The 12,614-nt window shown below is 68.0% G+C and carries 11 protein-coding genes; 7 read left to right on the top strand and 4 right to left on the bottom strand.

Annotated elements, in window-relative coordinates:
- Positions 1 to 21: 21 nt before the first annotated feature.
- Both glpK and AC1ECW_RS01545 read right to left on the bottom strand, forming a co-directional pair.
- The gene (gene glpK / locus AC1ECW_RS01550; protein ID WP_481201015.1) at positions 22 to 1,527 is read right to left on the bottom strand and encodes a glycerol kinase GlpK; all 1,506 of its coding nucleotides are present in this window, start codon (positions 1,525 to 1,527) and stop codon (positions 22 to 24) included.
- Complete coding sequence (locus AC1ECW_RS01545) at positions 1,524 to 2,300, bottom strand: DeoR/GlpR family DNA-binding transcription regulator (RefSeq protein ID WP_409705861.1); 777 nt, start codon at positions 2,298 to 2,300, stop codon at positions 1,524 to 1,526. The genes glpK and AC1ECW_RS01545 overlap by 4 nt, the downstream gene beginning before the upstream one ends.
- A 204-nt stretch (positions 2,301 to 2,504) precedes the next feature.
- Here AC1ECW_RS01545 and glpD point away from each other — a divergent pair, with 204 nt between their 5' ends.
- The 7 genes from glpD to AC1ECW_RS01510 all read left to right on the top strand — a co-directional run bounded on the left by glpD (position 2,505) and on the right by AC1ECW_RS01510 (position 10,164).
- Positions 2,505 to 4,124: a glycerol-3-phosphate dehydrogenase gene (glpD, locus tag AC1ECW_RS01540; protein ID WP_409705824.1), complete on the top strand. Its 1,620-nt coding sequence runs from the start codon at positions 2,505 to 2,507 to the stop codon at positions 4,122 to 4,124.
- A gap of 42 nt (positions 4,125 to 4,166) precedes the next feature.
- Positions 4,167 to 5,246, top strand: a complete 1,080-nt coding sequence (locus tag AC1ECW_RS01535) for an ABC transporter ATP-binding protein (protein ID WP_409705821.1) — start codon at positions 4,167 to 4,169, stop codon at positions 5,244 to 5,246.
- A complete protein-coding gene (locus AC1ECW_RS01530; RefSeq protein WP_481201014.1) occupies positions 5,246 to 6,331 on the top strand; it encodes an ABC transporter ATP-binding protein in 1,086 nt (361 codons plus the stop codon). The genes AC1ECW_RS01535 and AC1ECW_RS01530 overlap by 1 nt, the downstream gene beginning before the upstream one ends.
- Positions 6,328 to 7,218 (top strand): carbohydrate ABC transporter permease, encoded by an 891-nt coding sequence (locus AC1ECW_RS01525; RefSeq protein WP_409705815.1) that lies wholly within the window; start codon positions 6,328 to 6,330, stop codon positions 7,216 to 7,218. The genes AC1ECW_RS01530 and AC1ECW_RS01525 overlap by 4 nt, the downstream gene beginning before the upstream one ends.
- Positions 7,215 to 8,030: a carbohydrate ABC transporter permease gene (locus AC1ECW_RS01520; protein ID WP_409705812.1), complete on the top strand. Its 816-nt coding sequence runs from the start codon at positions 7,215 to 7,217 to the stop codon at positions 8,028 to 8,030. Before AC1ECW_RS01525 ends, AC1ECW_RS01520 begins: the two co-directional genes overlap by 4 nt.
- 1 nt (position 8,031) lies before the next feature.
- The gene (locus tag AC1ECW_RS01515) at positions 8,032 to 8,340 is read left to right on the top strand and encodes a DUF2160 domain-containing protein (RefSeq protein WP_409705809.1); all 309 of its coding nucleotides are present in this window, start codon (positions 8,032 to 8,034) and stop codon (positions 8,338 to 8,340) included.
- A gap of 90 nt (positions 8,341 to 8,430) precedes the next feature.
- Positions 8,431 to 10,164, top strand: coding sequence for an ABC transporter substrate-binding protein (locus tag AC1ECW_RS01510; protein ID WP_481201013.1), 1,734 nt, complete (start codon positions 8,431 to 8,433; stop codon positions 10,162 to 10,164).
- A 71-nt stretch (positions 10,165 to 10,235) separates the two neighbouring features.
- Here the strand turns inward: AC1ECW_RS01510 and glcF are convergent, their stop codons facing one another.
- Together glcF and glcE are read right to left on the bottom strand one after the other, a co-directional pair.
- Positions 10,236 to 11,480, bottom strand: coding sequence for a glycolate oxidase subunit GlcF (gene glcF, locus AC1ECW_RS01505; protein WP_409710304.1), 1,245 nt, complete (start codon positions 11,478 to 11,480; stop codon positions 10,236 to 10,238).
- 28 nt (positions 11,481 to 11,508) lie between these two features.
- Positions 11,509 to 12,597 (bottom strand): glycolate oxidase subunit GlcE, encoded by a 1,089-nt coding sequence (glcE, locus tag AC1ECW_RS01500; protein ID WP_481201012.1) that lies wholly within the window; start codon positions 12,595 to 12,597, stop codon positions 11,509 to 11,511.
- Positions 12,598 to 12,614 lie beyond the last annotated feature (17 nt).

Raw genomic sequence — 12,614 nt, 5'->3', positions numbered from 1 at the left:
GGATGGCGCCTGGGGAGCAGCTCACTCCAACGTCGCCTGCCTCACCGCATGCTCCCAGCGCGCCATGAGTTCTTCCGCGCGGCTGCGCGGCATCGTGGGCAGGAAGCGACGGTCCACCTGCCACAGGGCGGCGAGCTCGTCGAGGTTCTTGTAGACGCCGCATTGCAGGCCGGCCAGATAGGCGGCGCCCAGCGCGGTGGTTTCAATGACCTTGGGACGCACGACGGGGATGCCCAGCAGGTCAGCCTGGAACTGCATCAGCAGGTTGTTGACGCAGGCGCCGCCGTCCACGCGCAGCTCGGCCACGGCGCTGGCGCCACCGGCTTGCGCGTCACGGCTCATCGCCTGGAGGAGTGCAGCACTCTGGAAGGCGATGGATTCGAGGGCGGCGCGGGCGATGTGGGCGGCGGTGCTGCCGCGGGTGAGACCGACGATGGCGCCGGTGGCCTTGGGTTTCCAGTAGGGCGCGCCCAGGCCGGTGAAGGCGGGCACGAACATCACGCCGCCGGAGTCGGGCACGGTGTCGGCCAGGCTTTCCACTTCACCCGAGGCCTTGATCGCGCGGATGCCGTCGCGCAGCCACTGCACCACGGCGCCGCCGATGAAGACGCTGCCTTCGAGGGCGAACTCCGGTGTGGCCGAGGGCTGCGCGGCGCTGGTGGTGACCAGGCCGTTTTGCGAGAGCTGGAAGCGCTCGCCGGTGTGCATCAACATGAAGCAGCCGGTGCCGTAGGTGTTCTTCGCCAGCCCCGCCTTGAAGCAGGCCTGGCCGAAAAGGGCGGCCTGCTGGTCGCCCGCGATGCCGGCAATGGCCAGGTGCTTGGGGCCCTGTGGGTCGAGCAGGCCGGGGATGACTTCGCCATAGCGATGGCTGGACGGATGGACCTGCGGCAGCAGCGTGGCCGGGATGTCGAGCGCGCGCAGCAGTTCCTCGTCCCAGCGGTTCTCGCGCACGTTGAAGAGCATGGTGCGCGAGGCATTGCTCACGTCGGTGGCATGCACCCGCCCGCCGGTGAGCTGCCACACCAGCCAGCTGTCCACCGTGCCGAAGGCCAGCTCGCCGCGTTGGGCCTTCTCGCGCGCGCCGCTCACGTGGTCGAGGATCCACTTGAGCTTGGTGCCCGAGAAGTAGGCGTCGATGCGCAGGCCGGTCTTGGCCTGCACCACGGGCTCCAGGCCAGCCGCGCGCAAGGCCTCGCAGGTGGGCTCGGCACGGCGGTCCTGCCAGACGATGGCGTTGTAGACGGGCTCGCCGGTGGCGCGGTCCCACACCAGCGTGGTCTCGCGCTGGTTGGTGATGCCCAGCGCGGCGATGGCCTGGGCGCGCGTGCCCACCTGGGCCAGCACCTCGCGGGCGGTGGCGAGCTGGCTGTCCCAGATCTCGCGCGGGTCGTGTTCGACCCAGCCGGGTTGCGGATAGAGCTGGCGGAACTCGCGCTGGGCCATCGCGACGACCTGGCCGTCGCGGTCGAAGACGATGCTGCGCGAGCTGGAGGTGCCTTGGTCCAGCGCAAGGAGGTAGCTCATGGCGTGTCCTCAGGGGCGATGATGCATTGCACGTCGGCCTCGGCCAGCAAGGCCGGGAACGGTTCGGGCGGCGCGGCGTCGGTGAACAGGCGGTCGAGCTCGCTCAGGTGCCCCAGTTCGACCATCGCGGGCCGGTGGAATTTGCTGTGATCGGCGGCGAGCCAGATCTCGCGCGAGTGCTCGACGATGGCACGCGAGACCTTCACCTCGCGGTAGTCGTAGTCGCGCAGCGTGCCGTCGGCCTCGATGCCCGAGATGCCGATCAGGCCGATGTCCACGCGGAACTGGCGGATGAAGTCCACCGTGGCCTCGCCGATGATGCCGCGGTCGCGCGAGCGCACCACGCCGCCGGCGACGATGACCTCGCAGTCGGGGTTGTCGCTGAGGATGGCCGCCACGTTGAGGTTGTTGGTGATCACGCGCAGGCCGCGGTGGCGCAGCAGCTCGTGGGCCACCGCTTCGGTGGTGGTGCCGATGTTCAGGATCAGCGAGCAGCCTTCGGGCACGGCCTGGGCCACGGCGCGCGCGATGCGCCGCTTGGCCTGCGCGTTCAGGCTCTGGCGCTGGCGGTAGGCGATGTTCTCCACCGTCGAGCTGGGCACGCGCACGCCGCCGTGGAAGCGCGACACCAACCCGGCCTCGCTGAGCAGCTTCACATCGCGCCGCACGGTCTGCAGCGTCACCCCGAAGCGCTCGGCCAGGGCCTCGACCGACACCGAGCCGAGGCGACGCACCTCGTCCAGCAATTGCGATTGGCGGGGGTTGGGGGTCATCAGCGGTGGGCTCGACATGCCGCGCATTGTCCCGCGTGGGACGGCCGTGGCGCCGCGAACCTTAATCGAACGTAAACGAAAAGAAATGAGGGTTTACCAGGCCTTGTCATCAGGCCGGATTCGGCCTAAAACGAAAAAAGAGGAGCAAAAACGAACATAATCGAACATTAGCGGACGCAGCCGGCGTCCGAGCCCCCTCAGGAGATGCCCTTGGATCGCGTGCCTCACGCCAGTTTCGACCGTTCGGACGTCGCCGCGGCTGCCGCGGCCGGCGGGCCGCCCCTGTCGTGCGATGTGCTCGTCGTGGGCGGCGGCATCAACGGGGCCGGCATCGCGCGCGACCTGGCCGGCCGCGGTCTGAAGGTAGTGCTGTGCGAGAAGGACGACCTGGCCTCGCACACCTCCTCGTCCTCGACCAAGCTGATCCACGGCGGGCTGCGCTACCTCGAGTACTACGAGTTCTCGCTGGTGCGCAAGGCGCTGCAGGAGCGCGAGGTGCTGCTCAAGAGCGCCCCGCACATCATGTGGCCGCTGCGCTTCGTGATGCCGCATGATCCGGCGATGCGCCCAGTGTGGATGATCCGGGCCGGCCTGTTCCTGTACGACCATCTGGCGCGCCGTGAGGTGCTGCCCGGCTCCGAGACGGTCGATCTGCGCCATCACGTGGCCGGCGCACCGCTCAAGGGCCGCTACACCAAGGGCTTCGTCTACTCCGACGGCTGGGTGGACGACGCCCGGCTCGTGGTGCTCAATGCGCTGGATGCCCAGGCCCATGGCGCAACGATCCTCACGCGCACGCGCTGCACGCAGGCACGCCGTAGCCCCCAGGGCTGGGAGGCCACGCTGCAGCCGGCGCGTGCAGCGGCCCTGCAGGTGCGCGCCCGGGCCCTCGTGAACGCTGCCGGCCCCTGGACCGAGGACTTCCTGCGCCGCGAGGCGGGGCAGCACAACACCAAATCGCTGCGGCTCGTGAAAGGCAGCCACATCGTCGTGAGGAAGATGTTCGACCACCCGATGGCCTACATCTTCCAGAACCCCGACAAACGCATCATCTTCGCCATTCCCTACGAAGGTGAATACACGCTGATCGGCACCACCGATGTCGAGCATCACGGCCCCATCGGCACCGCGCAGATCGACGAGAGCGAGATCGCCTACCTGTGCGAGCAGGCCAGCCGCTATTTCGCCAAGCCCGTCACCCCCGCGGACGTGGTGTGGACCTATGCCGGTGTGCGCCCGCTGCTCGACGATGCCTCGGGCGACCCCTCGGCCGTCACGCGCGACTACCTGCTGGAACTGGACACGGCCCAGGCGCCGCTGCTGTCGGTGTGGGGCGGCAAGATCACGACCTTCCGCAAGCTGGCCGAGGAGGCGGCCGACCTGCTCGGCCCACCGCTGTCGCATGCCCCCAGGGGGTGGACCGAGGGCCGCCACCTGCCCGGTGGCGACCTCAGCGCCTACATCGGCGCGCCCCAGCGCCCGGACATCGACTTCGAGCGCTTCGATCAGGCGCTGGCCCTGCAACACCCCTGGCTGCCCGCCGCGGTGCGCCGCCGCCTGGCACGCGCCTATGGGGCGCGCATCGGCCTGGTGCTGGGCCGTGCTGCGCGCCTGGACGACCTGGGCCGGGAGATCGCGCCCGGCCTGTACGAGGCCGAACTGCACTACCTGTGCCGCCACGAGTGGGCCACCGGTGCCGACGACGTGCTGTGGCGCCGCAGCAAGCTGGGCCTGCACTACAGCGAGGCCCAGCGCGAGGCTGTGGCGCAATGGTTTGCGGTCCATGCCGCCCCCACGGCCGGGGAGCCGGCCGTGGCGGGCTAGGGGCCGCCGCAACGAGGACCCGCCGAACACGATGGAGACGACATGCAGTTGATGCTTGAAGGCATCGAGAAGCAGGTGGGTGGACACACCCACCTCTACCCCCTGAACCTGAGCCTGGTGCCCGGGGCCGTGACGGTGCTGCTGGGCGCCACGCAGGCCGGCAAGACCTCGTTGATGCGTCTGATGGCCGGGCTCGACGCCCCCACGCGCGGTCGGGTGCGGGTCGATGGTCAGGACGTGACGGGGCTGGGCGTGCGCCAGCGCAACGTGGCGATGGTCTACCAGCAGTTCATCAACTACCCCTCGATGACGGTGCGCGACAACATCGCCTCGCCGCTGAAGCTGCGCGGCGAGAAGGACATCGAGGCCCGTGTGCAGGCCCTGGCTGCGAAGCTGCACATCGAGCCCTTCCTGCAGCGATTGCCGGCCGAACTCTCGGGCGGCCAGCAGCAGCGCGTTGCCCTGGCCCGTGCGCTGGCCAAGCAGGCGCCGCTGATGCTGTTGGATGAGCCGCTGGTGAACCTGGATTACAAGCTGCGCGAGGAGCTGCGCGAGGAGCTCACCCAGCTCTTTGCCGCGGGGGATTCCACGGTGGTGTACGCCACCACCGAGCCCACCGAGGCCCTGCTGCTGGGCGGCTACACCGCCGTGATGGATGCCGGCGAGCTGCTGCAGTACGGGCCCACGGCCGAGGTCTTTCACCGTCCGCAGTCCATCCGTGTGGCGCGTGCCTTCAGCGACCCGCCGATGAACCTGCTGCCGGGGCAGGCCGCCACGCTGGGCGTTGAGCTCCCAGGCAACGTCCAGGTGGCCGTGCCGTTGCCCTCGAACGGCTCGCGCCGTGTGACCCTGGGCGTGCGCGCCAGCGCCTTGCGCGTGCAGCGTCGAGACGGCGACGTGGCCCTGCCCGGCACGGTGGAACTCGCCGAGATCTCGGGCAGCGACACCTTCGTGCACGTGGACACACCCGTGGGCGAGGTGGTGGCCCAGCTCACCGGCGTGCACTACTTCGACCTGGGCGCCTCGATCACGCTCTACCTGCACCCCTCGCAGGTCTATGTCTTCAACGAGGCCGGCGTGCTGCTCGTGGCGCCCGAACGCCTGACGCGGAGGGATGCCTGATGGCCCGCATCGATCTTGACCTGGCGCATGCCTACAAGCCCCACCCGACCCAGGACAGCGACTACGCGCTGCTGCCGCTGAAGATGAGCTTTCGCGATGGCGGTGCCTACGCGTTGCTGGGCCCCTCGGGCTGCGGCAAGACCACCATGCTCAACATCATCTCGGGCCTGGTCACGCCCTCGCAGGGCACCGTGATGTTCGACGGGCGGGACGTCACCCGCCAAAGCCCGCAGGAGCGCAACATCGCCCAGGTCTTCCAGTTCCCGGTCATCTACGACACGATGACCGTGGCCGAGAACCTGGCGTTCCCCTTGCGCAACCGTGGCATCCGCCCCGATCGGATCCGGCAGCGTGTGGGCGCGATTGCCGAGATGCTCGAGATGAGCGGCCAGCTCCACCAGCGTGCAGCCAATCTCAGCGCTGATGCCAAGCAGAAGATCTCGCTGGGCCGTGGCCTGGTGCGCGAGGATGTCTCGGCCGTGCTCTTCGACGAGCCCCTCACGGTGATCGATCCGCACCTGAAGTGGCAACTGCGGCGCAAGCTCAAGCAGATCCATCACGAGCTCAAGCTCACGCTCATCTATGTCACCCACGACCAGGTCGAAGCGCTGACCTTCGCCGACGAGGTGGTGGTGATGACGCGCGGCCGCGCCGTGCAGGTGGGCACCGCCGACCAGCTCTTCGAACGGCCCCGGCACACCTTCGTCGGCCACTTCATCGGCTCGCCGGGCATGAACTTCCTGCAGGCCCGCTATGCCGAGGGGCAGTTGCTGGTGGGCGATTGCCGCCTCGCGCTCCCGCAGGACAAGGCCGAAGTCCTGCGTCAGGCCGGTGAGTTCGTGCTCGGGGTGCGACCGGAATATGTGGAGCCTGCCCCCGAGGGCCACCCCCAGGCCGTGGCGGTGCGCATCGAGCAGGTGCAAGACATCGGCACCTACTGGATGCTTACGAGCCGGGTGGGCCAAGCCGTCCTGAGGGCGCGGCTCAGTCCCGAGGCCCGGGTGCCTGAGCCTGGACAGACGATGTGGCTGCGCCTGGTGGGGCCGCATACCTGCTACTACAAGAACGAGGAGTTGCTGGCATGAACGACGAGCTCAAGCCGGTCAATCAGAAGGCCTGGCTGCTGGTGCTGCCGGTCTTCATCTGCGTGGCCTTCTCGGCCATCCTGCCGCTCATGACGGTGGTGAACTACTCGGTGCAGGACATCATCTCGCCCGAGCGGCGCGTCTTCGTGGGCACCGAGTGGTTCGCGATGGTGATGCGCGACGAGGAGCTGCACGGCGCGCTGCTGCGCCAGCTCGGCTTCTCACTGGCCGTGCTGGCGGTCGAGATCCCGCTGGGCATCGCGCTTGCGCTGTCCATGCCGGCGCAGGGCTGGAAGGCCTCGGTCGTGCTGGTCATCGTGGCGCTGTCGCTGCTCATCCCCTGGAACGTGGTCGGCACGATCTGGCAGATCTACGGCCGCACCGACATCGGTCTGCTGGGTGCGGCGCTGCAGTGGTTGGGCTTCGACTACAACTACACGGGCGATGCCACCGATGCTTGGCTGACCGTGCTGGTGATGGACGTGTGGCACTGGACGCCGCTGGTGGCGCTGCTGTGCTATGCCGGCCTGCGCAGCATCCCGGATGCGTACTATCAGGCCGCCCGCATCGACGGGGCGAGCAAGTTCGCCGTCTTCCGCTACATCCAGCTGCCCAAGCTGCGCGGCGTGCTGATGATCGCGGTGCTGCTGCGCTTCATGGACAGCTTCATGATCTACACCGAGCCCTTCGTGCTCACCGGTGGCGGCCCGGGCAACGCCACCACCTTCCTGTCGCAGTACCTCACCCAAAAGGCCGTGGGTCAGTTCGACCTCGGTCCGGCAGCGGCCTTCTCGCTGATCTACTTCCTCATCATCTTGCTGCTGTGCTTCATCCTCTACAACTGGATGCAGCGCGTGGGCACCACGCCGAAGGAGGGCGGGCAATGAACCCGACCGGACGTTTCCAGAAGCGAACGCTCTTTCTGATCGCCTACCTGGTCTTTGCCATCCTGCCCATCTACTGGATGGTCAACATGAGCTTCAAGACCAACAATGAGATCTTGTCGAGCTTCACCTTCTGGCCGCAGGACTTCACCTGGGACAACTACCGCACGATCTTCACCGACCCGTCGTGGTATTCGGGCTACATCAACAGCCTCATCTACGTGGTGATCAACACGGTGATCTCGGTCACCGTGGCGCTGCCGGCGGCCTATGCGTTCTCGCGCTACCGCTTCCTGGGCGACAAGCATGTCTTCTTCTGGCTGCTGACCAACCGGATGACGCCACCGGCGGTGTTCCTGCTGCCCTTCTTCCAGCTCTACACGACCTTGGGGCTGATGGACACCCACTGGGCGGTGGCCTTGGCACACCTGGTGTTCAACGTGCCGCTGGCTGTGTGGATCCTGGAGGGCTTCATGAGCGGCGTGCCGCGGGAGATCGACGAGACGGCTTACATCGACGGTTACAGCTTCCCGCGCTTTTTCCTCACGATCTTCCTGCCGCTCATCAAGGCCGGGGTGGGCGTGGCGGCCTTCTTCTGCTTCATGTTCAGTTGGGTGGAGCTGCTGCTGGCGCGCACGTTGACCAGCGTGAACGCCAAGCCCATCGTGGCCACGATGACGCGTACCGTCAGCGCCTCGGGCATGGACTGGGCCGTGCTTGCGGCTGCCGGGGTGCTCACCATCGTGCCCGGGGCCATCGTGATCTGGTTCGTGCGCCACTACATCGCCAAGGGCTTTGCCATGGGGAGGGTGTGAGATGTTTGCCTGGATGGTCTGGACCACCCCGGTGGCCGTGTTCTTCATCTGCATCGTGCTGATGCTGATCGGCATGACGATCTGGGAGCTCAAGTCGCCCACGGTCATGCGCAAGGGCTTCCTGCCGATGCCCACCACACGCGGGGACCGGCTGTTCGTCGGATTGCTCTGCGCCGCCTACGTGAACCTGGCCTGGGTGGGGCTGGGTGAGAGCTTCGTCGAGTGGTTCTCGCTCGACGAGCCGCCTTCCGTGTGGATCAGTTTCGTGATGTCGATGGCCCTGCTGGTGCTGATCATGCGCAAGGGCTGAGGCACTGCCTGTTTTTGCGGATCCCGCCCGCCTCGCCCCCCGGGCCGGGATTCCAGACGAACGAGGGGCGCGCTCATGAGGAGACCCGAGATGAAAATGCATATGAAGGCGATCGCATTCGCCGCGATGGCCTTGACGATCGGCCAGGCCGCCTGGGCCGGCGAGGCCGAGGCCAAGCGCTGGATCGACACCGAGTTCCAGCCCTCCACGCTGAACAAGGATCAGCAGATGGCCGAGATGAAATGGTTCATCGAAGCGGCCAAGAAGCTGCAGGCCAAGGGGGTGAAGGAGATCTCGGTGGTGTCCGAGACGATCACCACCCACGAGTACGAATCCAAGACGCTGGCCAAGGCCTTCGAAGAGATCACCGGCATCAAGGTCAAGCACGACCTCATCCAGGAAGGCGACGTGGTCGAGAAGCTGCAGACCTCGATGCAGTCGGGCAAGTCCATCTACGACGGCTGGATCTCCGACTCCGACCTGATCGGCACGCATTGGCGCTACGGCCAGATCATGAACCTGACCGACTACATGGCCGGCGCCGGCAAGGAATGGACCAACCCGGGGCTCGACCTCAAGGACTTCATCGGCCTGAGCTTCACCACCGCACCAGACGGCAAGGTCTATCAGTTGCCCGACCAGCAGTTCGCCAACCTGTACTGGTTCCGTGCCGACCTCTTCGAGCGCAAGGACTTGAAAGAGCGCTTCAAGGCCAAGTACGGCTACGACCTGGGCGTGCCGCTGAACTGGAGTGCCTACGAGGACATCGCCGAGTTCTTCACCAACGACGTGAAGACCATCGACGGCAAGCCCATCTACGGCCACATGGATTACGGCAAGAAGGACCCCAGCTTGGGCTGGCGCTTCACCGATGCCTGGCTGTCCATGGCCGGCACTGCCGACATCGGCATTCCCAACGGCAAGCCGGTGGACGAATGGGGCATCCGCACCACGCCCGACGGCTGCCACCCGGTGGGGGCCTCGGTGGCGCGCGGCGGGGCCACCAACTCGCCCGCGGCCGTCTACGCGCTCACCAAGTACGTGGACTGGATGAAGAAGTACGCGCCCAAGGAAGCCACGGGCATGACCTTCAGCGAGGCCGGCCCGGTGCCGGCCCAGGGCCAGATCGCGCAGCAGATCTTCTGGTACACGGCCTTCACCGCCGACATGACCAAGCCGGGCCTGCCGGTGGTCAATGCCGACGGCACGCCCAAGTGGCGCATGGCGCCCGGCCCCAACGGCCCCTACTGGAAGCAGGGCATGCAAAACGGCTACCAGGACGTGGGCTCCTGGACCTTCTTCGCCAAGCATGACCCGAACCGCACCGCCGCGGCCTGGCTGTACGCCCAGTTCGTGACCTCCAAGACCGTGTCGCTGAAGAAGACCATCGTGGGCCTGACGCCGATCCGCGAGAGCGACATCCAGTCCAAGGCCATGACCGACCTTGCGCCCAAGCTGGGCGGCCTGGTGGAGTTCTACCGCAGCCCGGCCCGCGTGGCCTGGACGCCCACCGGCACCAACGTGCCCGACTATCCCAAGCTGGCACAACTGTGGTGGAAGAACGTGGCAGTGGCCGTGACGGGCGAGAAGACCCCGCAGCAGGCCATGGACAACCTGGCCGAGGAGATGGACCAGGTGCTGGCCCGCCTGGAGCGCGCCGGCATGGCCCGTTGTGCGCCCAAGCTCAACAAGAAGGAAGATCCGAAGAAGTGGCTGAGCGACAAGGGGGCTCCGTGGGCCAAGCTGGCCAACGAGAAGCCCAAGGGTGAGACCATCGAGTACGAGAAGCTGCTCGCCGCCTGGCGCGCCGGCCGCGTGCGCTGAGCTTGCGGGGAAGGGGTTGCGAGGCCCCTTCGTCTTGCGGCCCTGCGGCGTCTGCCCGCAGGGCCTTTTCTTCATGGGCCGTGCAGTGCCTCGTCAACCAGCTCGATCCAGTGCCGCACCGGCGTCATCGTGCCCGTCTGCAGGTGCTGGATGCAGCCGATGTTGGCCGAGACGATGGCTTCGGCCTGCAGTGGCAACAGATGCGAGAGCTTGCGGTCGCGAAGCTGGTAGGCCAGCTCGGGCTGCAGCACCGAATAGGTGCCTGCCGAACCGCAGCACAGGTGGGATTCGGCGGCGGGCAGTTGCACTTCGAAGCCCAGTTCGCGCAGCACCTGCTCGACGCCGCCGCGCAACTGCTGACCGTGCTGCAGCGTGCAAGGCGGATGGAAGGCGAGCCTGCGGGTGCCGACCTCGCGCCGCAGGCGCGACTTCAGCGCGGGCACCAGGGCGGGCAGCAGCTCGCTCAGGTCGCGCGTGAGCGCGCTGATGGCTTTCGCGCGCTCGGCGTAATCGGGCTCGTGCTGCAGGGCGTGGCCGTACTCCTTCACCGTCACGCCGCAGCCCGAGGCGTTCATCACGATCGCCTCGACCTCGCCGCGCTCGACCAGCGGCCACCAGGCATCGACATTGCGGCGCATGTCGGCCAGTCCGCCCTCGTGGTCGTTCAGGTGCATGCGGATCGCGCCACAGCAGCCCGCGCCATCGGCCACCAGGGTCTGCACGCCGGCGGCGTCCAGCACGCGCGCGGTGGCACTGTTGATGTTGGGCATCATGGCCGGCTGCACGCAGCCGGTGAGCATCAGCACCTTGCGCTCGTGGGTGCGCGTGGGCCACTGGTGGGCGCGCGCGCGGGTGTCGCGCGGCGGCACCTTGTTCTTCAGCGCGCCGGGCAGCAGCGGGCGCACCATCTGGCCCAGCTTCATCGCCGGACCGAACAGGCGCGAGGTCAGCCCCTCGCGCAGCACTGTGCGCACGAGCTTTTCGCCGGCGGGCCGCTCGACACGCTGCTCCACGATCCGGCGGCCGATGTCCACCAGGTGCCCGTATTGCACGCCCGAGGGGCAGGTCGATTCGCAGTTGCGGCAGGTCAGGCAGCGGTCCAGGTGCACCTGCGTCTTGCGCGTGACGCTCTGGCCTTCGAGCACCTGCTTCATCAGGTAGATGCGCCCGCGCGGCCCGTCGAGCTCGTCGCCCAGCAACTGGTAGGTGGGACAGGTGGCGGTGCAAAAGCCGCAGTGCACGCACTTGCGCAGGATGGCCTCGGCCTCCCGGCCCTCGGGCGTGTCGCGGAATTCGGGGGCGAGATGGGTCTGCATGCGAAAAGGCTCGGAGGGGACTCGAGGGTCACAGGCCGCTTGTGAGGCGGCCGCGGTTGAACAGGCCTTGCGGGTCGAACGCCGCCTTGAGCGAGCGATGCAGCCGCTCCAGCACCGGCGGCAGGGGCATGAAGACCGGGCCGTCCGGCGGGCCATGAAAGCGCGTGGCGTGGCCGCCGGCGCGGGCGGCGGCCTCGCGCACGGCCGCCGCCGGTGCCGGTGTGCACCACCAGCGCTGGCCGCCGCCCCATTCGATGAGCTGCTCGCCCGGCAGGCGCAGCGGGGCGGCCGTCGGCGGCACCGACAGCCGCCACAGGCTGGCGCCAGTCTGCACCGCGGCGTGGGCCTTGACGAAGAATTCGTCCCGCTGGTCGCGCAGGCCCTCCCAGAAGGGGGCGGCCTGCATCGCCGCGATCGGTTCGCCGCCCAGTTGCCGGCAGGCGGCGGCCACTGCGGCCTGGGCGCCGCGCAGCCGCAACAGCAGGGTGCCGTCCCACCAGGCACTCGCGTTCAGGGGCAGGGGCTGCGCAGCCCATTCGTTGAGCCGCTGCAGCGCCGTGCCCTCGTCCATCTCGAAGCGCAAGGTGGCAGTGGCCGGCGCGATCGGCAGCACCTTCAGCGAGACCTCGAGGATCACCCCGAGCGTGCCCAGCGAGCCTGCCAGCAGGCGGGAGACGTCGTAGCCCGCCACGTTCTTCATCACCTGGCCGCCGAAGCTCAGCACCTGGGCCCGCCCGTTGAGCATCGTGGCACCCAGCACGTAATCGCGCACCGCGCCCACCGCGGCCCGCGAGGGACCGGACAGGCCGGCGGCCACCATGCCGCCCACGGTGCCGCCGCTGGCAAAGCGTGGCGGCTCGAAGGGCAGGCATTGGCCTTTTTCGGCCAGTGCGGCCTCCAGCTCGTCCAGTGGCGTGCCGGCGCGGGCGGTGACGACGAGTTCGGTGGGCTCGTAGCTGGACAGTCCGGCCAACGGCCGCAGCTCCAGCGGCTCGCCCACGAGGGGTTCACCGTAGAAGGACTTGGTGCGGCCGCCCTGGATGGCCAGGGGACGGCCGTCGGCCAGCGCGGCGCGCACCTGGTCGATCAGGCGGTCGAGGACGGGATCGGGGTTCATGCGCAAGGACGGGGACA

Source organism: Caldimonas hydrothermalis (assembly GCF_056746695.1).
The sequence above is the reverse complement of the archived record's forward strand: the minus strand, read 5'-3'. Positions and strand labels throughout refer to the sequence as shown.